Annotated in this window: 26 protein-coding genes; 15 read left to right on the top strand and 11 right to left on the bottom strand. The window is 57.6% G+C overall.

Annotated elements, in window-relative coordinates; translation table 11 throughout:
- Positions 1 to 2: 2 nt before the first annotated feature.
- The 5 genes from fimH to fimA form a co-directional block, all read right to left on the bottom strand.
- On the bottom strand, positions 3 to 1,010 hold the full coding sequence (fimH, locus tag ACQG2Q_RS05385; protein WP_022647309.1) for a type 1 fimbria D-mannose specific adhesin FimH: 1,008 nt from the start codon (positions 1,008 to 1,010) through the stop codon (positions 3 to 5).
- On the bottom strand, positions 1,003 to 3,561 hold the full coding sequence (locus ACQG2Q_RS05380; protein WP_063849506.1) for a fimbrial biogenesis usher protein: 2,559 nt from the start codon (positions 3,559 to 3,561) through the stop codon (positions 1,003 to 1,005). Before ACQG2Q_RS05380 ends, fimH begins: the two co-directional genes overlap by 8 nt.
- A 14-nt stretch (positions 3,562 to 3,575) precedes the next feature.
- Positions 3,576 to 4,268: a type 1 fimbria chaperone FimC gene (gene fimC, locus ACQG2Q_RS05375; protein ID WP_022647307.1), complete on the bottom strand. Its 693-nt coding sequence runs from the start codon at positions 4,266 to 4,268 to the stop codon at positions 3,576 to 3,578.
- 34 nt (positions 4,269 to 4,302) lie between these two features.
- Positions 4,303 to 4,845, bottom strand: coding sequence for a type 1 fimbrial protein subunit FimI (gene fimI / locus ACQG2Q_RS05370; RefSeq protein WP_023305613.1), 543 nt, complete (start codon positions 4,843 to 4,845; stop codon positions 4,303 to 4,305).
- Between the two features lie 69 nt (positions 4,846 to 4,914).
- The gene (gene fimA / locus ACQG2Q_RS05365; protein ID WP_022647305.1) at positions 4,915 to 5,478 is read right to left on the bottom strand and encodes a type 1 fimbrial major subunit FimA; all 564 of its coding nucleotides are present in this window, start codon (positions 5,476 to 5,478) and stop codon (positions 4,915 to 4,917) included.
- Between the two features lie 310 nt (positions 5,479 to 5,788).
- Between fimA and folD the strand changes: the two genes are divergently transcribed.
- From folD to ACQG2Q_RS05340, 5 genes are all read left to right on the top strand, one after another.
- Positions 5,789 to 6,655: a bifunctional methylenetetrahydrofolate dehydrogenase/methenyltetrahydrofolate cyclohydrolase FolD gene (gene folD / locus ACQG2Q_RS05360; protein ID WP_022647304.1), complete on the top strand. Its 867-nt coding sequence runs from the start codon at positions 5,789 to 5,791 to the stop codon at positions 6,653 to 6,655.
- A gap of 2 nt (positions 6,656 to 6,657) precedes the next feature.
- Positions 6,658 to 6,870 carry a ribosome-associated protein YbcJ gene (gene ybcJ, locus ACQG2Q_RS05355; RefSeq protein ID WP_017694378.1) on the top strand — a complete coding sequence of 71 codons (213 nt, stop codon included), beginning with the start codon at positions 6,658 to 6,660 and terminating at the stop codon, positions 6,868 to 6,870.
- Between the two features lie 283 nt (positions 6,871 to 7,153).
- On the top strand, positions 7,154 to 8,653 hold the full coding sequence (locus ACQG2Q_RS05350; RefSeq protein WP_063849505.1) for a PTS transporter subunit EIIC: 1,500 nt from the start codon (positions 7,154 to 7,156) through the stop codon (positions 8,651 to 8,653).
- Between the two features lie 83 nt (positions 8,654 to 8,736).
- Positions 8,737 to 9,753, top strand: coding sequence for a Mal regulon transcriptional regulator MalI (gene malI, locus ACQG2Q_RS05345; RefSeq protein WP_023299483.1), 1,017 nt, complete (start codon positions 8,737 to 8,739; stop codon positions 9,751 to 9,753).
- A gap of 73 nt (positions 9,754 to 9,826) precedes the next feature.
- Positions 9,827 to 10,351, top strand: a complete 525-nt coding sequence (locus tag ACQG2Q_RS05340; protein ID WP_063150398.1) for a metal-dependent hydrolase — start codon at positions 9,827 to 9,829, stop codon at positions 10,349 to 10,351.
- Positions 10,352 to 10,439: 88 nt separating this feature from the next.
- On the opposite strand, the gene cysS is transcribed toward ACQG2Q_RS05340, so the two are convergent.
- On the bottom strand, positions 10,440 to 11,825 hold the full coding sequence (cysS, locus tag ACQG2Q_RS05335; protein WP_022647300.1) for a cysteine--tRNA ligase: 1,386 nt from the start codon (positions 11,823 to 11,825) through the stop codon (positions 10,440 to 10,442).
- A 175-nt stretch (positions 11,826 to 12,000) separates the two neighbouring features.
- On the opposite strand from cysS, the gene ppiB reads away from it, so the two are divergent.
- The 6 genes from ppiB to ACQG2Q_RS05305 all read left to right on the top strand — a co-directional run bounded on the left by ppiB (position 12,001) and on the right by ACQG2Q_RS05305 (position 16,210).
- Complete coding sequence (gene ppiB, locus ACQG2Q_RS05330) at positions 12,001 to 12,495, top strand: peptidylprolyl isomerase B (protein WP_000256009.1); 495 nt, start codon at positions 12,001 to 12,003, stop codon at positions 12,493 to 12,495.
- Between the two features lie 3 nt (positions 12,496 to 12,498).
- A complete protein-coding gene (gene lpxH, locus ACQG2Q_RS05325; RefSeq protein ID WP_022647299.1) occupies positions 12,499 to 13,221 on the top strand; it encodes a UDP-2,3-diacylglucosamine diphosphatase in 723 nt (240 codons plus the stop codon).
- A 118-nt stretch (positions 13,222 to 13,339) separates the two neighbouring features.
- Entirely contained in the window at positions 13,340 to 13,849 is a 510-nt protein-coding gene (gene purE / locus ACQG2Q_RS05320; protein WP_006809824.1) for a 5-(carboxyamino)imidazole ribonucleotide mutase, read from the top strand.
- A complete protein-coding gene (purK, locus tag ACQG2Q_RS05315; protein WP_063849504.1) occupies positions 13,846 to 14,913 on the top strand; it encodes a 5-(carboxyamino)imidazole ribonucleotide synthase in 1,068 nt (355 codons plus the stop codon). The genes purE and purK overlap by 4 nt, the downstream gene beginning before the upstream one ends.
- Positions 14,914 to 14,997: 84 nt before the next feature.
- Positions 14,998 to 16,068, top strand: a complete 1,071-nt coding sequence (gene mnmH / locus ACQG2Q_RS05310; protein ID WP_063849503.1) for a tRNA 2-selenouridine(34) synthase MnmH — start codon at positions 14,998 to 15,000, stop codon at positions 16,066 to 16,068.
- The gene (locus tag ACQG2Q_RS05305) at positions 16,058 to 16,210 is read left to right on the top strand and encodes a hypothetical protein (protein ID WP_159427242.1); all 153 of its coding nucleotides are present in this window, start codon (positions 16,058 to 16,060) and stop codon (positions 16,208 to 16,210) included. The genes mnmH and ACQG2Q_RS05305 overlap by 11 nt, the downstream gene beginning before the upstream one ends.
- 87 nt (positions 16,211 to 16,297) lie before the next feature.
- On the opposite strand, the gene ACQG2Q_RS05300 is transcribed toward ACQG2Q_RS05305, so the two are convergent.
- The 3 genes from ACQG2Q_RS05300 to ybbA form a co-directional block, all read right to left on the bottom strand.
- The gene (locus ACQG2Q_RS05300) at positions 16,298 to 17,443 is read right to left on the bottom strand and encodes a porin (protein WP_063849502.1); all 1,146 of its coding nucleotides are present in this window, start codon (positions 17,441 to 17,443) and stop codon (positions 16,298 to 16,300) included.
- Between the two features lie 182 nt (positions 17,444 to 17,625).
- A complete protein-coding gene (gene ybbP / locus ACQG2Q_RS05295) occupies positions 17,626 to 20,040 on the bottom strand; it encodes a putative ABC transporter permease subunit YbbP (protein WP_063849501.1) in 2,415 nt (804 codons plus the stop codon).
- Positions 20,037 to 20,723 (bottom strand): putative ABC transporter ATP-binding protein YbbA, encoded by a 687-nt coding sequence (ybbA, locus tag ACQG2Q_RS05290; RefSeq protein ID WP_063849500.1) that lies wholly within the window; start codon positions 20,721 to 20,723, stop codon positions 20,037 to 20,039. Before ybbA ends, ybbP begins: the two co-directional genes overlap by 4 nt.
- Here ybbA and tesA point away from each other — a divergent pair.
- The 3 genes from tesA to ACQG2Q_RS05275 are packed head-to-tail and all read left to right on the top strand — an operon-like array spanning position 20,694 to position 23,029.
- A complete protein-coding gene (gene tesA, locus ACQG2Q_RS05285; protein WP_003858933.1) occupies positions 20,694 to 21,326 on the top strand; it encodes a multifunctional acyl-CoA thioesterase I/protease I/lysophospholipase L1 in 633 nt (210 codons plus the stop codon). The two genes, ybbA and tesA, sit on opposite strands and share 30 nt — an antisense overlap.
- Complete coding sequence (locus tag ACQG2Q_RS05280; RefSeq protein WP_096216772.1) at positions 21,307 to 22,116, top strand: SDR family oxidoreductase; 810 nt, start codon at positions 21,307 to 21,309, stop codon at positions 22,114 to 22,116. Before tesA ends, ACQG2Q_RS05280 begins: the two co-directional genes overlap by 20 nt.
- Before the next feature lie 58 nt (positions 22,117 to 22,174).
- On the top strand, positions 22,175 to 23,029 hold the full coding sequence (locus tag ACQG2Q_RS05275; protein ID WP_022647291.1) for a co-chaperone YbbN: 855 nt from the start codon (positions 22,175 to 22,177) through the stop codon (positions 23,027 to 23,029).
- Positions 23,030 to 23,078: 49 nt separating this feature from the next.
- Here the strand turns inward: ACQG2Q_RS05275 and fetB are convergent, their stop codons facing one another.
- Both fetB and fetA read right to left on the bottom strand, forming a co-directional pair.
- On the bottom strand, positions 23,079 to 23,861 hold the full coding sequence (gene fetB / locus ACQG2Q_RS05270; RefSeq protein ID WP_022647290.1) for an iron efflux ABC transporter permease subunit FetB: 783 nt from the start codon (positions 23,859 to 23,861) through the stop codon (positions 23,079 to 23,081).
- Positions 23,854 to 24,525 carry an iron efflux ABC transporter ATP-binding subunit FetA gene (fetA, locus tag ACQG2Q_RS05265; RefSeq protein WP_045621269.1) on the bottom strand — a complete coding sequence of 224 codons (672 nt, stop codon included), beginning with the start codon at positions 24,523 to 24,525 and terminating at the stop codon, positions 23,854 to 23,856. Before fetA ends, fetB begins: the two co-directional genes overlap by 8 nt.
- Before the next feature lie 142 nt (positions 24,526 to 24,667).
- Here fetA and ACQG2Q_RS05260 point away from each other — a divergent pair, with 142 nt between their 5' ends.
- On the top strand, positions 24,668 to 25,522 hold the full coding sequence (locus tag ACQG2Q_RS05260; RefSeq protein ID WP_063849498.1) for a hypothetical protein: 855 nt from the start codon (positions 24,668 to 24,670) through the stop codon (positions 25,520 to 25,522).
- The last annotated feature ends 10 nt before the right edge of the window (positions 25,523 to 25,532 follow it).

Genomic DNA, 25,532 nt, shown 5'->3' with positions numbered 1-25,532 from the left:
CCTTAGTCATAGTCGACGCGTAAATAGCCACGAGAGGTAAAACGCCCCTCGGCAGGTTTTTTACCGGTCACGCTGACAGGCCACGCGCGGATCCCCACCTGTGCCTGTGCGCTATCGTCCAGACGGAACGGGATTTTGCTGGTCAGGTTGTTCGGCGTCAGCGGCACACCATTACTGTTGGCAATCACAAAACCCACATCCGCGTTATCAGAGACCAGCGTACTGCCTGAAACCTTCTCCGCTTCAACACGCATTGTGAGCATGGCGTTCGCCTCGACGTTGGTGCATTTTATGCCGATGGTTTTGCTTTGCGCTGAGATCCCCTCCGGCTTATTTCCGATGCCCGCTTTACTGAACAGAGAGGCGCCGATGTCTCCGAAATCGAACTCCACCACATTTCCGGCATTAATCTCACAGCTCTGAGGCACCTGAATGGTCCCGCTGTAGCTGATGGTATAAACCGGCGTGGTGAGCGGATCCGTGGAGGTCGTGGTGACGTAAACCCGGAACATGATTGCCCGGGGGATCACCACCATATTGATAAAGCGTCGGGTCACCTTAAGCCGAAAGACGAGGCTGGAATCCTGTACACCAAACGGTTTGTTTTTAGACACGTTCGGATGGCTCCCCATCTGAATGTACTTTCTGGGTGGATAGAACGTGCCAGCGTAGCTGTCGGTGATTTTCATCGCCCCGTCCAGATAGTCGTTTAGCTTCAGATACTGGTAGCCATCGCTGGTGCCTGTGACCGGGAATTCGGTCACATAGCTACGCTTGGTGGTGTTCCCGGACGTTCCCTTAGGGCAGACGGCGTTGACGCCCACCCACTGGGACTTCTCGCTGAGTGTAACAATCTGCCCCACCTGGTTATTGGAGCTGTTGAATTTATCCGTCAGGTCGTAATACACCTCCGTCGGCACGCCATTTTCATTGACGCAGACGGTGGCGAACGCCTCAGATAGCGGCAAAAATGCCAGAAGGGATAGCCCCAGATAATGGATTTTATTCACAGCGGATCCCCTTAAGTGTGATCGCCTGTTGCAGGCTCTGTTCTGGCAGGCTGTAGGGCGCACGACACTGGGACTGCTTCCCGTCTCCCCACTGAATCAGCAGTTCCCCGCTCAGCGGCAGCCCGCTCAGGTAAATCTGCCCGTCATCGCCCACCATGCTGGTTACGCCGCTCTGCGTCTCACGCACCACCGCCCCAAACGGCACAGGCTGGTTATCACGCTTCACGGTGAGCAACGCACGCACGCCGATGCGGGTGTCAAAACTGGCGCGCACCAGCGCACCGTTCGTCGGCACGACGCTGGAAACGTTATTTTCAATGTCGGTGTTGTTGCTCATGGTGTTAGTGTCGAGCGCCACGCGGTTGTAACGGTACACCGTGGCGTACGGCATCACCGCATAGCCACGCCAGTCTGTTTTGACGCCGGTCTGGTTTTCGACGCTCACGCCTGACGCGCCCGGCGCTTTGATCAAGACGTTGGTATCGCCCAGCGGCTGACTGAATGTGATGCCGTCTGAATGCCCTACCACGCCGCCGGAGAGCTGCCAGTTGAGGTCGTGCTGCTCCCGCGTGTAGTTGTAGCCCACACCCAGCGTACCGTACGTTGCCTGCCAGTTGGCGCTGGCGCTGCCGCTGGCACCGTTATTGCTGGTATGACCCTGCGTGACGCTGTAGTTCAGGTTACGATCCTGGAGCAGCGTTCCGCTGATCCCGGTCTGCCAGCTGGTATCACCGTCGCTGTTGCGGCTGGCTGAGGCCGTGGCATAGGCCCGGTCGATCGCGTTATCGCGACGGTAGCCGTGACGGGTGAACAGGCTGAACGGGACGGAGACGTTAAACGAGGCGATCCGGTCAGTTCCTTCAATGCCGACGGCCTTGTTCCATGACCAGGATAAGGCGTAGCTGATCCCGTTCACCCCGCCGGCGTAGCCGAGCTGATACCAGACGTTGGACTCGCTGGTACCCCAGTAACTCTGCTGGCTGCCAGAGACGTACACCGAGCCGTAATCGCCAAGAGACTGGGAGATATTGAGCTGGAAACGTCCTTTTTTATTCAGCGTCAGGTTGTGATAGCTCTGCACGTCCGGCACGCCGTCATCGTCCTGATCGTCGCCATACTGGTAGCCTTCCATTGTGCGCCAGGCCACATCGTCGAGGGTGTAGAAGCCTTTGGTCGAGTAGCGATAGCCCAGCAGCTGGAAGTTGGTGCCGAATCCGTTAAGGGATTTTGCGTACAGGAACCGCAGGGACTGCCCTTCATGGCGGCTGTCATCGGCAAGCTGGCTGCGGGCATGGGTGAGGTCAAGTGACACCGCCCCCCAGTCACCGAGGTTTTTACCCGCGCCAATGGCGATGGCGGTATAGCGCGAGGCCAGCTGCGTTCCGCCGTACAGCGTGTAGCCGTCGGCAAGACCCGCAATCATCGTACCCTGAGTAAAGAACGGCGTGTCCTGCTCGCTGTTGCCGCTGCGATAGTCCCCTGCCACCAGATCGTATTTCCAGCGTCCTTCACGCTGAAGCAACGGAACGGTGGAATACGGGACGGTGTAGCGCTGCTGGCTGCCGTCCTTCTCTTCCACCGTCACCTCCAGGTCACCGCTTGAGGAGGTCGGGTTAAGGTCAGTTATCGCAAAAGCCCCCGGCTGCACATAGCTCTGGTAAATCACGTATCCGTTCTGGCGGATCACCACTTTGGCAGGGGTGCGGGCGATTCCGCGTACGGTAGGCGCGTAGCCTTGCAGGCTGTCCGGATACATGCTGTCGGACGAATAGAGCCGACCACCGCGAAAACCGACGCTGTCGAAGACATCGTTACCGGTGTTGCTGTCGCCGAGCACCAGCTCGCTTTTTAGCGGAATGACCGTACGCTGCGCCCAGGTGCCAATATTTTGCCAGCTGCTGTGCCGCTGGCCGTTGCTTTCGGTATAACGCCACGCGCCGTTATTGCGTAATCGCCAGGCGCCATAGTTCAACCCGCTTTGCAGGTTCAGATAGTAGCTGTCGTCGTCGCTGCCCCGGTTGCCGGTGAAGCTGTAGTTCAGCAGCGCGGCGGGGATGCCTTCATCCCACTGTTCAGGCGGAATATACCCGCGGGCGCTGTTTTGCATCGCCACCTGAGGCAGACTGACGTTAAGGCGCAACGAGGCGAAGTTGAACGCCGTTTCGCTGCCCGGAATAGCCGTGGTGAGCGGAACGCAGGTCTCGCCCTGCACTTTGCTCAGTTCCGGGAAGGCGGCGATATTGACGCCAAAGCGATCGAGCATCGCGCGCGTAATGCACGGCGACAAACCGCCCGCGACCGGCGGCGTGTTGTCGGCTTGCTCAAACCGCACGTCCTGGGTGCCGATAAACTCATCGTTACGCCAGATATCGACGCGATAGACGCCCGGTGCCTGCTGGTGGCCTTTCTCAAAACGCGACAAATCCGCCACGTTCGCCGCGTCATCGGAGAGAAACGCCGGGTTAAAGTAGCTTTCGCCCCAGCCAGCGTGTGGCCAGAGCGTTGCCATCAGTGCCAGCGCAACCGGGCAGTAACGCCATTGAGTGTTCATCGCCCTGTCTCTGCTCACAGGCTGACGCTACGCGCCGGCGTAATGGCACCGTAGTCATTCACACTCTGCCAGGAGAGCGTGCCGCTCGCTGCGGCAGGCAGCACCTGCTGCGCCGAGCTTTTCGGAGCAACCATCAGGTTCTCCAGCGTCTGACCGCCGAGCTTCAGATTGACCAGCGTGACGTAATACGGTGAGGCATTGCTCACCTTAAGATGGTTGCCGACGCGCTCAAAGCGCAGCTGTGAGAGCGCCTCTTCCGGCGGCATCGCCAGGTTAGCCGGGCGAACAAACAGCTTAATACGTGACAGAATAGCCAGTTGCAGGACGTTGTTGCCGTCCTGATGTTTTTTGCTGACGGAGGGAATCGCTTTGACGTTCATGTAAAAGAGCGATTCGCGATCGGCAGGCAGCGCCGGGCCTGCGTAGATAATGCGCAGGGTGTTTTCGCTGGCCGGCTCGCTGACAAACAGCGGCGGCGTGACGGCAAAGGTTTTTTCCTTTTGCCCGTTGGCATTTTCTATCCACGCGTTAATTAAATAGCGCTCTTGTTTATTGCTGTTGGTGATCGCCAGCGACGTTTGTTTTGCATCGGCCGGATAAATAACGCGCGTCGCGCCCAGCGCAATTCCGCCGGATGCATTCGCGCTGGCAGAAACCATCATCAAAATAAAAGTTAAAAACAGTCCAGGTTTAATCAGGGTGTTCATCACAACCGTACCTTTAATAATTAGTTCGCAGGCGTCAGGGATAAATCAACGTAAACCAGACATTCGACTGAATAGTGCCTGGTACAAGGTGTTCGGAAATAGCGCGGTAGCGGGCGCTGAAATGAAATACCAGCTCGCGGGTGTTAATGGGTAACCAGCTCACTGCCGTCGCGTTCGGGATGATCTGACGTTGCTGTTCGTCAAAAAGCGCCAGTCCGACACCACTGCTGACCGCATTTTCCCCCGGCCGCGATGTCGCCAGGAAAACCTGCGGGTCTTCTGCCGGTGTCACTCCCTGGAACTGGATCCCCACGGTGCGGGAGACGTCCACGCTGCAATCCAGCAGACGTACGGTGAAAGGCACATTAACCGTGGAAAAGCTGCCGACGCCGGAAAAGGCGTTTGTGCGGTATTGCCCCATATCCACGCGCATATTCTGGCTGTCCGGGGCCACGGCGCAGCCGCCGTTAACCAGCTCTCCCCTGAGGTGTACTTTGCCGCCGTCTATGACAACGGTATGTGCGTTTACCGCTGAGGCAATCGCAAGGGCACACAGCAGTATCCCAGTCCTTGTCATCCTTCGCTCCCGGTATAGGCGATCAAAAGACCTCTTCCCTGAGGCCAGCCACATCCCTGTACTCAGGCATTACTCGTATTTCATTACGAATGTTGCGTCCGCGTTTGCCTGGCCTGGCGCGGTGGTCGCCGCCGTGGCTTTATAGCGCGCGGTGAAGTTCAGGGTGTTAGTACCTTCAATCAGGTTCTGCGCCGCAGAGAAGGTGGCGCCGTCCGGGGTCAGCGTGGAGGATTTGCTGTCGAGGATCTCAATGCCCACGCCCTTCGCGGAGTTGTCGTTGTTACCGGAGCTTACCGCCAGCAGCGTTTTGTCGGTGGCGTCGATCTGGCCGGTAAACGCGACAGCAGCGGTTTTCGCTACCGCAGGATCGCAGTCGTTCAGTTCGATGGTGAAGGGAATATTGGAGGTGGTGTCACCCACTTTAGTGAATTTCGCGGTACGGTACTGGCCAAGATTAACCGTCTGCTCTGAAGAGTCAGTATTCACTGAACACGCGGCATTCACTAATTCACCTTTAAAATGCACCGTACCACCGTTTACAGATACAGGCGCTACCGGATCTTCTGCGTGAGCGGCACCCGCGACCAGAGCCAGAGTTGCAATAACAGTAGAAGCAATGTTGCTGAGTTTCATGTCTATTCCTTTAAAATGTAAATAACCCTTCCCGCGCATATTCGGGAATAAGAAATACGTTCAATTAAAAAATTGAAGGCTTATTTCGGAGAGGACAAAGTAGCTCAGGAATCTATTTCGTAATATGTCAAAACGCTGCCATTTTGCCAGGTCACATCCTAATCGCCTCTAAGAAATTGACCATGCCCTGAGAAGGGGTTTTGCGGGCCATCGATGAAATCTCGTAAAGGGTGACTGACAGCGGCGCTCGCTTCTGACAAAATACAGGCAATCCCCCCTTTCTAACGTTACAGACGGAATCTTCTCTCTGATGGCAGCAAAGATTATTGACGGTAAAACGATTGCGCAGCAGGTGCGCTCTGAGGTTGCGGAAAAAGTGAAGGCGCGTATAGCCGCCGGAAAACGCGCCCCAGGGCTGGCCGTTGTGCTGGTTGGCAGCAACCCGGCTTCGCAAATTTATGTCGGCAGCAAACGCAAAGCGTGTGAAGAGGTGGGGTTCGTCTCCCGCTCTTACGATCTGCCGGAAACCACCAGCGAAGCAGAACTGCTGGAACTGATTGACACCCTGAATGCCGATAAAGAGATCGATGGCATCCTGGTTCAGCTGCCGCTGCCTGCGGGCATCGACAACGTGAAGGTGCTGGAGCGTATCGCGCCGGACAAAGACGTTGACGGTTTCCATCCGTATAACGTGGGCCGCCTGTGCCAGCGCGCGCCGCGCCTGCGTCCGTGCACCCCGCGCGGCATCGTGACGCTGCTGGAGCGTTATAACATCGACACCTATGGCCTGAACGCCGTGGTGATTGGCGCCTCCAACATCGTGGGCCGCCCGATGAGCATGGAGCTGCTGCTGGCGGGCTGCACCACCACCGTCACCCACCGCTTCACCAAAAACCTGCGTCATCACGTCGAAAACGCCGATCTGCTGATCGTTGCGGTCGGCAAGCCGGGCTTTATTCCGGGCGAGTGGATCAAAGAGGGCGCAATCGTCGTGGACGTGGGTATTAACCGTCTGGAAAACGGCAAAGTGGTTGGCGACGTGGTGTATGAAGATGCCGCAGCCCGAGCCTCCTATATTACTCCGGTCCCGGGCGGCGTAGGCCCGATGACGGTAGCAACACTGATTCAGAATACCTTGCAGGCGTGCGAGGAGTATCACGACGTAGAGGACGCGTAATCATGGCAACTTTTTCTTTAGGTAAACATCCGCACGTTGAGCTGTGCGATCTGCTGAAGCTGGAAGGCTGGAGCGAAAGCGGTGCGCAGGCGAAAATCGTCATCGCCGACGGGCAGGTAAAAGTAGACGGCGCGGTGGAAACCCGCAAGCGCTGCAAAATTGTCGCGGGCCAGACCGTGAGCTTTGCAGGTCAGAGCGTGACCGTGACGGCCTGAGCTGTCTGATGCCCGGTGGCGCTGCGCTTACCGGGCCTACGTACTGTCTCCGTTTGTAGGCCGGGTAAGGCGAAGCCGCCACCCGGCAATTTCTCTCACAATCCCCTCACACCCATCACGGTTAATTATCGATCAACTTCAAATAATCACTATTCCCTCTGGCGAAACGTGAAAATTATGTTGCGCGATTTTCAGACTTTCCCCACGATAAGTAGAACGTTCTACTAAAACGTTCTACTTACAATAACAGCGCGAAAAAAGCGCTACTCGGGGGGAAATCAGCATGAGTCTGATATCAGGGTTTGTTAAATCGCTGTCTAAGTTATCGATGATTGGTCGCGCCTTAATGCTGCCAATTTCACTGCTTCCCGCTGCGGGCCTGCTGCTGGCCTTCGGCGATAAGTTCCACCTGCCGCTGATGATGAACGCCGGCGGGGTTATCTTTGATAACCTGCCGACGCTGTTCGCCATCGGCTCTGCCGTCGGTCTGGCTTCGGAATCCGGCATTGCGGCACTCTCTGCGGCGGTCTCGGTGTTTGTCACCAACATCACCATCAGCACCGTGCTGAGCATTACGCCGGAAATGGCCTCCCAGGGCGGGAAATACGCCATGGTCGTCGGCATTCCGACGTTGCAGATGGGCGTCTTTGGCGGCCTGATCTGCGGTATTCTCGCGGCCTGGTGCTACAACCGCTTCCACACCATGCAGCTGCCGGAATTCCTCGGCTTCTTCTCCGGGAAGCGTTTTGTGGCGATTGCGACGGCATTTCTGTCGTTCCTGCTCGGCCTGCTGCTGCCGTACGTGTGGCAGCATATTCAGTCCGGGATCGACGCCCTGTCCGTGGTGGTGAACGGCGATAACCAGGCGGCCTCGACCTTTATCTTCGGGCTGGTGGAGCGCGCGTTGATCCCGCTCGGTCTGCACCACATCTGGTATCCCTCCTTCTGGTATTCGTTCGGGGATTACACTACCCAGGCGGGTCAGGTGATCCACGGCGACCAGACCATCTGGTTCAAGATGCTCGAAGAGGGGGTGAAATCCTTCAGCAGCGATACCTACCAGAACGCCGGGAAATTCATGCAGGGCGAGTTCCCGCTGATGCTGTTCGCGCTGCCTGCGGCGTGCCTTGCGATGTACCATGAAGCGCACACGAAGAATAAGAAAATCGCGGCCGGTATTCTCTTCTCCGCCGCCCTCACCTGCTTCCTGACGGGCATCACCGAGCCGGTAGAGTTCACCTTTATCTTCGTGGCGCCGATCCTTTACGTCTTCAACGCCATCATGGCGGGCCTGGCGTACATGACCATGTACCTGCTGCATGCGCACATCGCCAAGTCGTTCTCGGCGGGCTTTATCGACTACCTGTCGTTCGGGATCCTGCCGTCGTTTAACGGCTATCAGACCAACTTCCTGAGCGCCATTATCATCGGTATCCCAATGGCCTTGATTTACTATTTCACCTTCCGCTTCGTGATCCGCCGTTTCGACGTGAAAACGCCGGGCCGCACCGAAGTGACCGCCAGCGCGAATGACAAGTCCGATTCCGAACTTGCCACCGAAATCATCGGCCTGCTGGGCGGTGCGCAGAACATTGATTCTGTCGGCTCCTGCATCACGCGTTTGCGTCTGGAAGTGGCGAAGAGCGAAGCGGTGGACCGGGACGGGCTGAACGGGCTGGGCGCGCGCGGCGTGGTGTTTGTTGGCGACAACGGGATACAGGTGATTTTCGGGGCCAGAGCACAGTTTATCGCCCAGACCATGTCCACGATGATTGGCAAATAATAAGATGCCTGAAGGAGGCGTCTCCTGTACGCTGGGGTACGCCTCTTATCTGGCTGATAATCGGTAAATTTCAGGGAGCGGTTTTGAAGAAAGTCAGCATTATTGATGTTGCAAAGCATGCGGGCGTGTCGGTTTCTACCGTGTCGCTGGTGCTGCGCCAGAAAGGGAAAATCTCAGAGGCGACGATCGGGAAGGTCAATGCCGCCATCACAACGCTGGGCTATGTTCATAACGTCGCCGCTGCCAACCTTCGCGCCAACACCTCCAACTTAATCGGCCTGATCCTGCGGGACTTCAGCGACAGCTTTTCCATCAAAGTGATGGCGAGCATCGTTCAGGAGCTGGAGAAACAGGGTTATATGGTTTTTCTCGGTCAGCCGCTGAACGACGACGAACATCTTGAGCGTACCCTGCTCTCATTTAAGCAGCAGGGCGTGGCGGGCGTCATCTATCTGGCGTCGGACACCCGCGCCGCCTCTCTCCCGGAACACATTCGCCAATGCCCGCTGCCGCTTGTGGCGGTTTCGCAGTCGTTGCTGGAAGAGAAATGCAACCTGGTGATGCGCGATAACCGCCAGGCGGCGAACCTGGCCGCGCGTTATCTTATCGAGCGCGGGCACCGCACCATCGCCTACATTGGCGGGCGCGACGGGTGCCGTATTCGCGAGCAGCGCCTGCTCGGTTTTCGCAGCGCGATGACGCAGAACGGCCTGGTCTGGCGTGAGGAATATTCTCCCGCCTGCACCGATGATACGCAGGCGGCGGCCATGGCGACTCGCCAGCTGCTGGAGAAGAACAACACGATTACCGCCCTGCTCTGCCATTCGCCGGACGCGATGATCGGTTCGATCTCCGGCATTCACCAGGTGGGGCGCACGGTGGGCAAAGACGTGTTTTTAACCCAGCAGGTGGCGCTGATTGGCTTTGAAGATATGCTCCACGTAAACCTCACGTCGCCGTCACTGACTTACGTTTCGTCTGCCAGCGAAGAGACCGGCCGCCAGGCGGCAGGGCTGATGATCCGCAGGCTGAAGGAGCCGGATCTGCAAACGCAGCGTATTACCCTCTCCGGCCAGCTTATCGCGCGGGAATCGGCGTAAATTCAGAATTTAGCATGGGTCTTATAGCGCGAGATGACTGCTATATTTCCATGATTTGCCATGGATAAATGTAATGCCTACCGTTATCACCCACGCTGCCGTACCTTTGTGTCTGGGCTTAGGGCTCGGAACCAAAGTCATCCCACCCCGCCTGCTGTTTGCCGGGATCGTCCTCGCCATGCTGCCTGACGCTGACGTACTGGCGTTTAAATTCGGTGTCGCCTACGGGAATATTTTCGGCCACCGCGGTTTCACTCATTCGCTGCTGTTTGCCTTTGTAGTGCCCATACTTTGCGTGCTGGCTGGGCGTCGATGGTTCCGGGCCAGCCTGTCGCGCTGCTGGCTGTTTTTAACCGTGTCGCTGCTGTCGCACAGCCTGCTGGATTCGATTACCACCGGCGGGAAAGGCGTCGGCTGGCTGTGGCCCTGGTCAGATGAGCGCTTCTTTGCACCGTGGCAGGTGATTAAGGTCGCGCCGTTTGCACTGTCGCGCTATACCACGCCGTACGGGCATCAGGTGATTATCTCGGAACTGCTGTGGGTGTGGCTGCCGGGAATCGTGCTGATGGGACTATTATGGTGGAAGAAGAGAAGGTAAAAAAAAAAACCGGGTGGCGGCTGCGCCTTACCCGACCTACTTTCACCTGTAGGCCCGGTAAGCGTAAGCGCCACCGGGCATTACGGACTTACTTACGACGCCAGGTGGTGCCCTGCGGGCCATCTTCCAGAATAATACCCATCTCGGTCAGACGGTTACGCGCCGCATCCGCCGCCGCCCAGTCTTTCGCCTGACGCGCTTCCAGACGCGCTTTAATCAGTGCTTCAATTTCCGCTACTTCACCGTCGTCCGCCTGCGCGCCGCTTTGCAGGAACACGTCCGGCTCCTGCTCCAGCAGGCCGAGCACGGAAGAGAGCTTACGCAGATGAGACGCCAGCGCATTCGCCGCCGCCATATCTTCTGACTTCAGGCGATTCACCTCACGCGCCATGTCGAACAGCACGGAGTAGGCTTCGGGCGTGTTGAAGTCGTCGTTCATGACCTCAACGAAGCGGGCTTCGAACGCCTCGCCGCCAGCGGCCGGAACAGACCTGTCGGTGCCGCGCAGTGCGGTATACAGACGCTCCAGCGCAGCGCGCGCCTGCTTCAGGTTCTCTTCGCTGTAGTTCAGCTGGCTGCGATAGTGGCCGGACATCAGGAAGTAGCGCACGGTTTCCGCGTCGTAATACTTCAGCACGTCGCGCACGGTGAAGAAGTTACCCAGCGATTTCGACATCTTCTCGCGGTCAACCATCACCATCCCGGAGTGCATCCAGTAGTTCACGTACTCGCCGCCGTGAGCACAGGTGGACTGCGCGATTTCGTTTTCGTGGTGTGGGAACATCAGATCCGAACCGCCGCCGTGAATGTCGAAATGGTTGCCCAGCTGTTTGCAGTTCATCGCGGAACATTCAATGTGCCAGCCCGGACGCCCTTCGCCCCACGGGGATGGCCAGCTCGGTTCGCCCGCCTTGGACATCTTCCACAGCACGAAGTCCATCGGATTACGCTTCACGTCAACCACGTCCACGCGTGCACCGGCCTGGAGCTGGTCCAGATCCTGGCGGGAAAGCGCACCGTAGGTTGGGTCCGTCGGCACCGAGAACATCACGTCGCCGTTGTCTGCCACATAGGCGTGACCGCGCTCGATCAGCTTTTGGGTGATCTCAATGATTTCATGAATATGGTGGGTCGCACGCGGCTCGCTATCCGGGCGCAGAATATTCAAGGCATCAAAATCCTTGTGCATTTCGGCGATCATGCGATCCACCAGCGCGACAAAGCTTTCGCCATTTTCATTAGCACGTTTAATGATTTTGTCGTCGATGTCGGTGATGTTGCGCACATACTTCAGGTTATAGCCCAGGAAGCGCAGGTAGCGGGACACCACGTCGAACGCGACAAAGGTACGGCCATGGCCGATATGACAGAGATCGTAAACCGTAATACCACACACGTACATGCCGACTTCCCCGGCATGGATAGGTTTAAATTCCTCTTTTTGGCGCGTCATTGTATTAAAGATTTTTAACATCGAAGATTCCATGTAAACACGTGTGTGGATTGTTTGTTCCTTATAATACCCATAATTCGGAGCACGGTCAGCACACAATGCAAGGTGATCGTGTCCTGTGGTTATGCTATAACAAGCCCCTATATGTGACCCGAGCACGGGTCGACGCACCACAATAACGGAACAGGATGCAAAAATGGTTACTTTCCACACTAATCATGGCGATATCGTAATCAAAACCTTTGATGACAAAGCGCCTGAAACAGTTAAAAACTTCCTGGACTACTGCCGCGAAGGTTTCTACAACAACACTATTTTCCACCGTGTGATCAACGGCTTTATGATCCAGGGCGGCGGTTTCGAGCCTGGCATGCGCCAGAAAGAGACGAAAGAAGCGATCAAAAACGAAGCGAACAACGGCCTGAAAAACACCCGCGGTACGCTGGCAATGGCCCGTACTCAGGCCCCGCACTCTGCTACCGCACAGTTCTTCATTAACGTGGCGGACAACGACTTCCTGAACTTCTCTGGCGAAAGCCTGCAGGGCTGGGGCTACTGCGTATTCGCAGAAGTGGTTGAAGGCATGGACGTGGTCGACAAGATCAAAGCCGTTTCTACTGGCCGCAGCGGTATGCACCAGGACGTTCCTAAAGAAGACGTTGTGATCACAAGCGTGACCGTCAGCGAGTAATTCGTGGCGACACTCTTTATTGCGGATCTGCATCTGCAAACAGAAGAACCGGCGATAACCGCCGGTTTTCTGCGTTTTTTACGCGGTGAAGCGAAAAGCGCCGATGCGCTGTACATTCTGGGTGACCTGTTTGAGGCCTGGATAGGCGACGACGATCCGAACCCGCTGCACCGTGAGATGGCAGCGGCCATTAAAGCGCTGGTGGATTCCGGCGTCCCCTGCTATTTCATTCACGGCAACCGTGATTTCCTGATCGGCCAGCGCTACGCCCGCGAGAGCGGCATGACGCTGCTGCCGGAAGAGCAGGTGCTTGACCTCTATGGCCGCAATATTCTGATCATGCACGGCGACACGCTCTGCACTGACGATACCGGCTACCTGGCGTTTCGCGCCAAAGTTCACACCCCGTGGATCCAGAAAGTGTTCCTCGCCCTGCCGCTGTTTATCCGCAACCGCATCGCCGCCAGAATGCGCGCGGGCAGCAAGGCCGCCAACAGCAGCAAATCGATGACCATCATGGACGTCAACCCGCAGGCGGTGGTGAACGTGATGGAGAAGCATCGCGTTCAGTGGCTGATCCACGGCCATACCCATCGTCCCGATGTGCATTCCCTTATCGCCAACGGCGAGCCCGCCCATCGCGTGGTTTTAGGCGCCTGGCACAGCGAAGGATCGATGGTCAAAGTCACGCCGGAAGGTGTGGAACTGATCGCCTTCCCGTTTTAACCCTCCTCGTTTTTTCGCTCATTTCCCGACCACGCAACCGTTTTCCTTGCCGGTATTACATGCTATTCTCTGTGCCCTCGAAAGCAGTGTGTTCCGCACCACAGGAGTTTTAAGACGCATGTCTTCCCGCAATAATCCGGCGCGTGTCGCCATCGTGATGGGGTCCAAAAGCGACTGGGCTACCATGCAATTCGCCGCCGAAATCTTTGAAATCCTGAATGTTCCGCACCACGTCGAAGTGGTTTCCGCGCACCGTACGCCGGATAAACTTTTCAGCTTCGCCGAAAGCGCCGAAGAGAACGGTTACGAGGTGATCATTGCCGGTGCGGGCGGCGCAGCACATCTGCCGGGCATGATTGCCGCCAAAACCCTGGTGCCGGTACTGGGCGTGCCGGTACAGAGCGCCGCGTTAAGCGGGGTTGATAGCCTGTACTCTATCGTCCAGATGCCGCGCGGTATCCCTGTCGGTACGCTGGCGATTGGTAAGGCGGGTGCCGCAAATGCCGCCCTGCTGGCCGCGCAGATCCTCGCGACGCATGATAAAGACTTACATCAACGTCTGGCGGAGTGGCGTAAAGCCCAGACCGACGAGGTGCTGGATAACCCGGATCCGCGGGGTGCAGCATGAAGCAGGTTTGCGTTCTTGGTAATGGTCAGCTTGGCCGGATGCTACGTCAGGCCGGTGAGCCGCTGGGTATTGCCGTCTGGCCCGTCGGGCTGGACGCCGAGCCGGAAGCCGTGCCGTTCCATCAGAGCGTGATCACCGCCGAAATTGAACGCTGGCCGGAAACCGCCCTGACCCACGAGCTGGCGCGCCATAACGCCTTTGTGAACCGCGACGTCTTCCCGATCATCGCCGACCGTCTGACGCAAAAGCAGCTGTTCGACAAGCTCGGCCTTGCGACCGCGCCGTGGCAGCTGTTGTCCGACAAAAGCGAGTGGAATGACGTCTTCGCCATGCTGGGCGATCTGGCAATCGTGAAGCGTCGTGTCGGCGGCTACGACGGTCGCGGGCAGTGGCGCCTGCGCGCGAACGACACCGCCGAGCTGCCGGACGACTGCTACGGCGAGTGCATCGTTGAGCAGGGCATAAACTTCAGCGGTGAAGTGTCGCTGGTGGGCGCGCGCGGGCATGACGGGCACACCGTTTTTTACCCGCTAACGCATAACCTGCATCAGGACGGGATTCTGCGCACCAGCGTCGCCTTCCCGCAGGCCAATGCTGACCAGCAGGCGCAGGCGGAAGAGATGCTCTCTGCCATCATGCATGAGCTGGGCTATGTGGGCGTAATGGCGATGGAGTGTTTCGTCACGTCATCGGGTCTGCTGATCAACGAACTTGCGCCGCGCGTGCACAACAGCGGCCACTGGACGCAAAACGGTGCCTCCATCAGCCAGTTCGAGCTGCACCTGCGCGCCATCACTGACCTGCCGCTGCCGCAGCCGGTGGTGACCAGCCCGTCGGTGATGATCAACCTGATCGGCACCGATCTGAACTACGACTGGCTGAAGCTGCCGCTGGTGCACCTGCACTGGTACGACAAAGCGGTGCGCCCGGGTCGTAAGGTCGGCCACCTGAACCTGAACGATACCGACACGGACCGCCTGAGCGCCACGCTGGAAGCGATTGTTCCCCTGCTGCCGCCAGAATACGCGAGCGGGATTGTCTGGGCGCAGTCAAAACTGAAGTAAGTAACCCCCGCCGGGGAGTTGACCTTCCCCTTCCCCGGCGTACAATTCCCGCCCATTGCTGCTTAGCTTTCTTCTGGAACCACCATGAACGATGGAACGGACTATCGCGCGATCCTCGCGTCCGATACCCCTTTAATCGACGTTCGCGCGCCGATCGAATTTGTCCAGGGTGCGATGCCCGCCGCACTCAACCTGCCCTTAATGAACGACGACGAGCGTGCCGCCGTCGGCACCTGCTATAAACGCCAGGGTCCGGACGCCGCACTGACGCTCGGCCATAGCCTGGTCAACGGCGAGACGCGAGAGGCGCGCATCAACGCCTGGCGCGAAGCCAGCCTGGCCCATCCTAAGGGCTACCTTTGCTGCGCGCGCGGTGGCCAGCGCTCACATATCTCCCAGGCCTGGCTTAAAGAGGCGGGAATCGATTATCCGCTGATCCGCGGCGGCTATAAGGCCCTGCGCCAGACAGCGATTCAGGTGACGATTGAGCAGTCACAAAAACCGATGGTGCTTATCGGTGGCTGTACCGGAAACGGCAAAACGCTGCTGGTGAAGCAGCATGCGCAGGGCATCGATCTGGAAGGGCTGGCGCACCATCGCGGCTCGTCATTTGGCCGCACGCTCACCCCGCAACTTTCTCAGGCGAGCTTCGAGAATCACCTTGCCGTCGAGCTGCTAAAAAAAGATGCCGTGAGCTGGGTGCTGGAGGATGAGGGCCGGATGATTGGCTCTAACCACCTGCCGGAGTGCCTGCGCGACCGCATGGCGGAAGCGCCTGTCGTGGTGGTCGAAGATCCGTTTGAGATCCGTCTTGAGCGCCTGCGCGAAGAGTATTTCGACCACATGTGGGCCGACTTTTCTGCCGCCTACGGTGAAGAAGCGGGCTGGAAAGCCTACAGCGAATACCTGCATCACGGCCTGTTCGCCATCCGCCGTCGTCTGGGGCTGCAACGATTCGCGGAATTTACCGCGCTATTAGATTCCGCGCTGCTGGAACAACAGCGCTCTGGAAGCACTGACGCGCACTTCAGCTGGCTTGTGCCGCTGCTGAAGGACTATTACGACCCGATGTACGGCTATCAGCTGGAGAAGAAAGCGGAGAAGATTGTTTTTCGCGGGACGTACGAAGAAATTGCCGAGTGGCTTGATCGCTGAAAAAAGCCGGGTGGCGGCTACGCCTTACCCGGCCTACGCGTGCTATTACGACCCGATGTACGGCTATCAGCTGGAGAAGAAAGCGGAGAAGATTGTTTTTCGCGGGACGTACGAAGAAATTGCCAAGTGGCTTGATCGCTGAAAAAAGCCGGGTGGCGGCTACGCCTTACCCGGCCTACGCGTGCTTTTGTAGCCCCGGTAAGCGCAGCGCCACCGGGGAACAAACCACTTAGAAGTCGTAACGCAGACGCACCAGGTTCATGTCGCCCAGGTTGTCGGTGCTGGAGGTGAACACGTGTTCGTAATCCACGCGGAAACCGTAGTCCAGCTGGACGCTGATACCTACGCCGTTGTCGATGCGCTGGTAGTTACGGCCGTTCACGTACTCAATGCGGTCGCCCATGAAGTACGGCTGAATGGATTTCACCGCATACTGACCGACCGGGAATTTGTATCCTGCGAAGTATTCAATACCCCATGCATCACCGGCGAAGTAGTCGTTAACGGACACTTTTTTGGTGGTCATGAAGTTCTGATACCAGCCGCCGCCTGCGGAGAAGGTCCAGTTATCCGGCGTCCAGCTCAGTGCGGTGCCGAGAATGTTCTGGTCGTAGGATTTGCTGTCGCCGTTGTCCGGATTACGCATGTCCGCGCGGGTGTAGTTCCACGCTGCGCCCAAGGTCAGATCGGTGGTCAGGTGGTAATCGATACCCAGTGAACCGCCGCCTTTACGCTTGTAGCGCAGGCCGTTGCCCGGCAGGTATTCGCTGTCTTCAAACAGATAGGATGCGTAGATGTCAGCATCGCCCACGGTTTTCTTGTACTTCAGCATCTGGCGTGAACGGTAAGAGCCGTCGTAGTCGCCGTTGATCCCGTTACCCGACGCCTGACCAATCATGTCGTAGTCCCAGATATCGGTTTTCGCGCCCACCACGTCATAGTACACGCTGTTCTGCTGGCCGAAGGTCAGCGTACCCCAGGTGTCGCTCTTCAGACCGGTGTAGAGCATACGGCGTGAAGTATCGTGCGCGCCGTCGGCGTAGTGGTTATCCCAGTTAAACTGCGCCGGAATGTTCACACCCAGCTCGTAGTAGGTGATCCAGCTGATGTCATCGAACAGGTAGTAGTCTGCCGTGAAACGGAAACGGGTACCGCCGTCAAAACCGTTACGCTTGTAGCCGTTTTTGCCGTCGTCACCGGTCATGTTCTGGAACTGAGGACGGATGCTGCCGCCAACGGTGAAGTTCAGACGGCTCAGCGGGTTACCCGCCTGCGGATCCTGTTTCAGAAGGGTGATTTCCGCCTGAGATGCGAAAGAAGCCAATGCCACTGCTGCGCCGATCGTTGTCGCCAGCGCTGTTTTTCTTATAGTCATTCTTTTTCCTTGATAGACACGCTGCTAAATATTTAGCTGGTGAATATTAACCGGAAAAATTCGGGCTGTGTGGGCGGGTTTTTAATGTTTTGTGCTACTAAATTCATGAACATTAACGATTTGTGCTATTAAGCGATGACGCACCAGAAGAAATACCGGTGCGTCATCATCACGCAAGTAAACTAGCTGACAAACTGGCGGAACAGCGCTTTACCTTTCAACAGCCGCGTCCCGAGCCAGCCGCCGCACAGAGACAGCAGCACCGCGCCGCAGACGGGCAGCGTTAGCCACAGCCGCCAGTCAGGCTCCCATGGAAAATCAAAGACTTTCGTCTGAAGCACCGCCAGTGCGGTTTCCGCCCCGATGGCCGCCACCAGGCCCGCCACCAGCCCGAGCAGGGCAAATTCGCTCCACAGCGTGGCGCGCAGCAGCCGTTTACTGGCCCCCAGCGTGCGGTAGACCACCAGCTCCTGATGACGCTGACGCATGCCGACCTGCACCTGCGCCAGCAGCAGCAATAGGCCGCAGACGGTCACCAGCACCACCATCACCTCCAGGGCGCGGCTCACCTGTTCCAGCACCTGCCCGACCTGTTTGAGGATCGCGCCGATATCCAGCAGGCTCACCGTCGGAAATTCCCGGTTAAGTTGCGTCAGCATGCCGTTGCCGTTTTCCCAGCGGAAGCTGGTCAGCCAGCTCTGGGGCTGTCCGTCCAGCGCGCCCGGCGGGAAGATGAAGAAGAAATTTGGCCGCAGGCTTTCCCAGTCCACTTTGCGCAGGCTGGTGACTTTGGCGGTGAAATCCTGGGTATCACCGGTAAAGGTCACGCTATCGCCGAGCTTCACGTTCAGGCGTGTCGCCAGCCCCTCCTCCATCGACACCTCCCCCGCTTTCGGCGGCCAGGTGCCGGCCACGATCGGGTTATGGTCCGGACGTTTCGCCTGCCAGGTCAGGTTGAGCTCGCGGTTGAGCGATTCATCCTTATTTCCCTCCGTCGACAGGCCGTTGATCTGCGTCAGGCGGGCGCGCACGATCGGATAGAACGATTCCGGAATAATGTGATGCTCAGACAGGAACCCCTTCAGCGGCGTCACCTGTTCGGGAGCAATGTTGATCAGGAAATAGTTCGGGCTTTCCGGCGGAAGCTGCTGCTGCCAGCGATCCAGCAGATCCCCGCGCAGCACCAGCAGAAGCGCCAGCAGCATAAACGACAGCGAAAACGCCGAGAGCTGGCTGAGCGTGGACCACGGCTGGTGCAGCAGTCGGTTAACCGCCAGCCGAACCGGCAGCGATCTCACCGTCAGCTTTTTGAGAAGATTGAGCAATAGCCAGCCCACCACGCCGCACAGCAGCGCCAGCACCACCGCGCCCGCCAGCACCGCCCACAGCAGCGTACTGCCGCCCATCAGCCAGGCCAACAGCCCGACTGCCACCGCAATAATCACCGGCAGATAGAACTTCAGCGGCCAGACGCTGGCCACCACATCCCGGCGCAGCACGCGCAGCGGCTGGGTGGCGAGCAGCAGCCGGTAGGGGCGTAACCCCACCAGCAGGGAGATCGTCGTCATCGCGCCGATGGCCCACAGCCACGGCCAGAGGCTGGCAGGCGGCAGCGCAGCGGGCAGGACCGGTTTGAGCAGCACCATCAGTAGCTTTTCAAACAGCAGCCCTATCGCCCCGCCGGTCAGAGCCGACAGCGCCAGCACCATCAGCCACTGGCCGACAATCAGCTTGCGCAGCTGTGCCCGGCCCGCGCCGAGAGTTTTGAGGATCGCCACCAGATCGTAACGGCTGCGGCAGTAGTGCCCCATTGCCACGGCAACGGCCGCAATGGCCAGCAGCAGGGTTAACAGCGCCGACAGCAGCAGAAACTGCTGAGAACGCTCAAGGGATTTGCCGAGCGCCCCGTCATCCTGCTCCAGCCCGTACCAGCGATGTTCCGGCTTGAGCTGAGGCAGGAGCCATTTTTCATACGCCTCCAGTTGAGCAGGCGTCCCGCCAAACTTATAGCGCCATGTGACGCGGCTACCCGGCTGGACGGCGTTGGTTTTCGCCACATCAGCGGTGTTCATCAGCAGGCGCGGCGCGAGCTGGAACGGATTAAATCCGGAGTCGGGTTCCTGCACCACTTCCCCGGCAATTTTGAGGGTCGCGTCGCCGACGTCGATACTGTCGCCGGGTTTCAGGTTCAGCAGCGCCATCAGACGCGATGCCAGCAGTACCGTACCGGCCGTCGGTTTTAGCCCCGGCGGACTGGTTTGTAAATCACCATACATCGGGTAGATGTCATCCACGGCTTTTACGCTGGCAAGCTGTGGCGTGTCGCCCGCAAAGGTCATGGTCTGGAAGGTGATTTGCTCTCCCACCTTCAGCCCCTCTTTGCGCGCTTCCTCAATCCAGCCCGGCGGCACGGGGCGAGAACTTTGCAGAGCCCGGTCCCCCGCCATAAATTCCCGACTCTGCTGGCTAAGCCCTTTCTCCATACGATCGCTGACGCTGCCGAGCGCCAGCACGCAGGCCACCGCCAGGCTCAACGCCAGCCAGACAATCAGCAGCGAGGGCGAGCGCCATTCGCGCCAGAACCAGCGGGCAATCATGCTTCCTCCTGAAGAACACCGTTCACCAGCCGCAGGCGGCGGTCGCAGCGGGCGGCCAGCTGCGGGTCGTGGGTAACCAGAATCAGCGTGGTGCCGTGTTCGTGGTTGAGTGAAAACAGCAGATCGGCAATTTTGTCCCCGGTTTTACGGTCGAGATTGCCCGTGGGCTCATCGGCAAACAGCACTTCCGGACGCCCGTTAAACGCCCTGGCCAGCGCCACGCGCTGCTGCTCACCGCCGGAAAGCTGCGCCGGAAGGTGGTCGAGACGTTTTCCCAGCCCCAGCTGTTCCAGCAACGCTTTGGCGTGATCGCGGCTTTCGCGAGTATTTTCACCGCGCAGCAGGCCGGGCAGCTCAACGTTTTCCAGCGCGTTGAGGGTTGGGATCAGCATGAATGACTGAAAGACAAACCCGATATGCCGGGCACGCAGCGCGGCGCGCGCCTCTTCATCAAGCGCGTGGAGGGGCTGGCCGACCAGGTTCACTTCCCCGCTGCTGCCATCGTCCAGCCCGGCGAGAATGGCCAGCAGCGTGGACTTACCGGAACCGGATTCGCCAATCAGGGCGATGGTTTCGGCACGTTTGACAACGAGTTCAACTCCGGTGAGGATGGAAAGCTCGTGTTCTCCCTGACCGACGGACTTCTTAAGACGATGAACTTCAACAATGTTTTCCGCTGGCATTTGCCCTTCCTGTTTTTGATGCTGATGACCTTCCGCGCGGCGGCTGCGGACACGTTATTGATTCTGGGCGACAGCCTGAGCGCGGGCTATCGTATGGCCGCCAGTGCGGCCTGGCCCGCCCTGCTCAATGATAAATGGCAGTCCCGGGCGTCTGTCGTTAACGGCAGCATCAGCGGCGATACGTCGCAGCAAGGCTTATCGCGCCTGCCTGCCCTGCTTAAGCAGCATCAACCGCGTTGGGTGCTGGTCGAACTGGGCGGTAATGATGGTTTGCGCGGCTTCCAGCCACAGCAAACGGAGCAAACGCTGCGGACTATTTTGCAGACCATTAAGGCCGCTAACGCCCAGCCGCTGCTGATGCAAATTCGCCTGCCCGCTAACTACGGCCGTCGGTATAATGAGGCGTTTAGCGCGATCTATCCTAAGCTTGCCAAAGAGTTTGATATTCCGCTGCTGCCATTTTTCATGGAAGAGGTCTATCTGAAACCCCAGTGGATGCAGGATGATGGCATTCACCCCAATCGCGATGCCCAGCCGTTCATTGCCGACTGGATGGCAACCCGGCTGGCTCCTTTAGTAAAACATGACTCGTCAAACAGCTGAGAACCTGACAGGTAAAGTTATGCAAAAATCGGTCTTAATAACAGGATGTTCCAGCGGAATTGGCCTTGAGAGCGCCCTTGAACTGAAACGTCAGGGGTTTTGGGTGCTGGCGGCCTGCCGCAAACCCGAAGATGTCGAACGCATGCGAGGGCTGGGATTTACCGGCATTCTGCTGGATCTCGATTCGCCAGAGAGCGTGGAGCAGGCCGCCGATGAGGTTATCGCCCTGACCAGCAACCGGCTTTACGGCCTGTTCAACAATGCGGGCTATGGCGTATACGGCCCGCTACAGACCCTCTCACGGGAACAGCTGGAGCAGCAGTTCTCCGCAAACTTTTTTGGGGCGCATCAGCTCACCATGCGCCTTCTCCCCGCCATGCTGCCGCACGGCGAAGGGCGGATTGTCATGACCTCCTCGGTGATGGGCCTGATCTCCACGCCGGGACGCGGGGCTTACGCTGCCAGTAAATATGCGCTTGAAGCCTGGTCCGATGCGTTGCGCATGGAGCTGCGCCACAGCGGCATTAAGGTCAGCCTGATTGAACCGGGCCCCATCCGCACCCGCTTTACGGAAAACGTTAACCAGACGCAGGCGGACCAACCGGTCGAAAATCCCGGTATCGCGGCGCGTTTTACGCTTGGGCCAGAAGCCGTGGTTGCCAAAGTGCGCCACGCATTTGAGAGCGATACCCCTAAAATGCGCTATCCGGTGACGCTGGTGACCCATGCCGTCGGCTGGTTGAAACGCCTGCTGCCGGGGCGGATGATGGACAAAATTTTGCAGGGTTGAGTTGAAGCGACGACGCTTACCCCCATGTAAAGAGTAAACCGATAAAAGAGAATGCCGCATGTCCGTACAGAATATCGTCAACATAACTGAAGCTAACCTGCAACAGACACTCGAACAGTCAATGACTACACCGGTGCTGTTCTACTTCTGGTCTGAACGCAGCCAACACTGCCTGCAGCTGACGCCGGTCCTGGAAAGCCTTGCCGCGCAGTACAACGGTCAATTCATTCTGGCGAAGCTGGATTGTGACGCCGAACCGATGGTGGCTTCCCAGTTTGGCCTGCGTGCGATCCCAACCGTCTACCTGTTCCAGAACGGTCAGCCGGTGGATGGCTTCCAGGGGCCGCAGCCGGAAGAGGCGATCCGCGCCCTGCTGGATAAAGTCCTGCCGCGCGAAGAAGAGCTGAAAGCGCAGGAAGCCATGGCGCTGATGCAGGAAGGCAAGTACGACGAGGCGCTGCCGCTGTTAAAAGACGCGTGGCAGCTGTCGAACCAGAACAGCCAGATTGGTCTGCTGCTGGCAGAGACCCAGATTGCGCTGCACCGCCCCGAAGACGCGGAAGCCGTGCTGAAAACGGTGCCGATGCAGGATCAGGACACCCGCTATCAGGGCCTGGTGGCGCAGATTGACCTGCTGAAACAGGCGGCGGATACCCCTGAAATTCAGCAACTTCAGCAGCAGGTTGCGGACAACCCGGCGGATGCCGCGCTGGCAAGCCAGCTGGCGCTTCAGCTTCACCAGGTGGGGCGTAATGAAGAGGCGCTGGAGCTGCTGTTTAGTCACCTTCAGAAGGACCTGGGCGCCGCAGACGGTCAGGCGCGAAAGATGTTCCAGGAGATCCTGGCCGCGCTCGGCACCGGTGACGCGCTGGCGTCTAAGTATCGTCGTCAGCTGTACGCATTGCTTTACTAACAAAAATGCCCGGTGGCGCTAACGCTTGCCGGGTCTACAAAAGCCGATATTACCCCGTCTTCTTCAACTGCGTCACCACCAGCTGGTGGCGCGCGTTGTAAAACTTCCGATAGGTCAGATAGCAGGCAATAATCGTCGACAGGCTCGCCGTAGAGAGCAGCATAAACGTCACCATAATCTGGTATTTAATCGCTTTTACCGGATCGATACCGGCAAAAATCAGCCCCGACATCATGCCCGGCAGGCTCACCAGACCCACGGTTTTGGCGGAATCCACCGTTGGGATCAGCGATGAACGAATGCTGTCGCGGATCAACCGCGCCGAGGCCACCTTCGGCGTCGCGCCCAGGCTTAGCTTCTCCTGAAGCTGTTGCTGTTCACTGCTGAAGCGTTGCCCCAGATTGTTGTAGCATAACCCGACCGCCACCATCGCATTGCCCGCAATCATCCCGGAAATGGGGATCACCTGCATCGGCGTAAATTCTATCGAGCCGGAGAGCACCAGTACCGCCAGCGTTAACGCGGTCCCGGTGGTGATGGCAATAAACGACGAGAGGAACGCTTTATCGATGTATTTACTGCGTTTCTGCGCGTTCCATGCCGCGTTAAAGCAGATAAACAGCACCATCAACAGGGTCAGCACGGCATGATTGACGTTGAAGATGTATTTCAGCACATAGCCGACGATGATGAGCTGAATGACCGCGCGAACGATACTCCACAGAATATCTTTTTCCAGCCCCAGCTTCTCCCGGTAGCTGACCACAATCGCCACCAGCACCAGGACCATCGACAGCGCCAGCGATTCGTTGGTTATGTTATGTTCACCCACGGTGAGCCTCCTCCATTTTCCCGCCCTGCGGCCTGAGCGTGATGACATCATCCGCATGGCTAATTTCGTTTGAATCGTGCGTCACCCACAGCACGGCAATATCCTGTTCACGGACGTAGCGATGAATAATCTCATTGACGTTGCGCGTGTTAGCGTCATCCAGCGCGCTGGTGATTTCGTCCAGCAAAAGCACCTTCGGCAGGAATTGCAGGTTACGGATCAGCGAGACGCGCTGCTTTTCCCCGCCTGACAGTTCGGCAGTCGATTTGGTCAGCGTCTCCGGCGGAAGCCCAAAACGGGTCAGATCGTCCGCAAACTTTTTCGGATCGGGCGTTTGGTTGCGGATGTGCCAGGGGAAAACCAGATTGTCGTACACCGTGTCGCCAAACAGGGATGGCGTTTGCACGCAGTATGACACCTGCTGGCGATAGCTTTCCGGTGTAAGCGTGGCGATATCTTTCCCTTCAAACAGGATGGTTCCCTCCGTTGGACTCAGTAGCGAAGCCACGATTTTCAGGAGGGTGCTTTTGCCGCAGCCGGAAGGGCCGGTTATGAGTTTAAATTCGCCCGGAGAGAGACAAAAATCGACGTGCTGAAGGATGGTGTTATCACCCACACGAAAGCCAACATCCCTGATATCCAGAAGATTTTTTTTATTATTCATTCCGATTCCGTTAACCGCTGTGATAAGAACAGCCTTTAGCATAATCCTTTCCGCTACGCTGCGCGAATAGCCTTAACCTATCGCAAGTGTTAAACTTTTTGTTCGGTAATTGTCACCTCTATAACTACAGGAAGTCAGCAACATGACACATATCTTTTATGAGTTCTCTTCCCTGAAGCCTGGTGTTCCAGATGTGGAAACATTAATGGAAGTCATCAATTCTTCTGAACTCACGCGTTTTGTCATGGGTGCAGAGGTGGTCGATTTTGTTAAGAAGGCGCTCATCGTTAACACCACAATCGTTAGCTTTAAAAACTGCTATTTTGCTTTCGATGATGGGGCTTACTTTCTCGAGTTTGACGGCAAGGGTAAATCCAGACGCTTTACTGAGGTGCCGGACTGGTTCGTTTCCCCCGCGGAATTTGCCCGCTCGCAATGGCTGATTAACCATGATCTGGCCGATGTGAAGGCGACGGCGTTTATTGACGTGCTAATGTCCTACCCGCTTAAAGAGCGCCGGTCGCACTGCAATCTACTGTTTGGTCTGGATCTGCATAAGGTCAATGTGGTTCCGGCGCCTACAGCCCCTGCCGGAAAAATGGGCAATAAAAACGGAAAAACCACCAAGCCTCGCGTCACGGATCTCGGCTCTTTTGAGCTTTTTACCGCGTTCTTTGCACGCATGAAAACCGCCGTCAATGCAAATGAGTTCCCCACCTTACAGGTGCTGACAGGCCAGAAGGATCTTGCAAAAGCGCCGCACAGCTTAAAGCAAGGGATCAGAACCTGGTTTAAGGGGATTACCGGCGATCTGCCGCCGAACAACAAACGTGTCGGAGCGGGCAATGCAGTACTGTTCTGCGCTCCCGTTCGCGAGCAGATCCAGCAGATAGAGGCCATCGGCCTGGAAAAATACTATCAGGGCTTATCGAAAGCCATCGCTGACGCCGGGGATGGGTTTATCACCGACTTCAGCTATACCTGGTCTGAAGAGTAACGCTATGCGC

Source organism: Enterobacter cloacae complex sp. 370H10 (genome assembly GCF_050031535.1).
Taxonomy (GTDB): Bacteria; Pseudomonadota; Gammaproteobacteria; order Enterobacterales; family Enterobacteriaceae; genus Enterobacter; species Enterobacter intestinihominis.
This window is presented reverse-complemented; position numbering and strand designations above follow the sequence as displayed.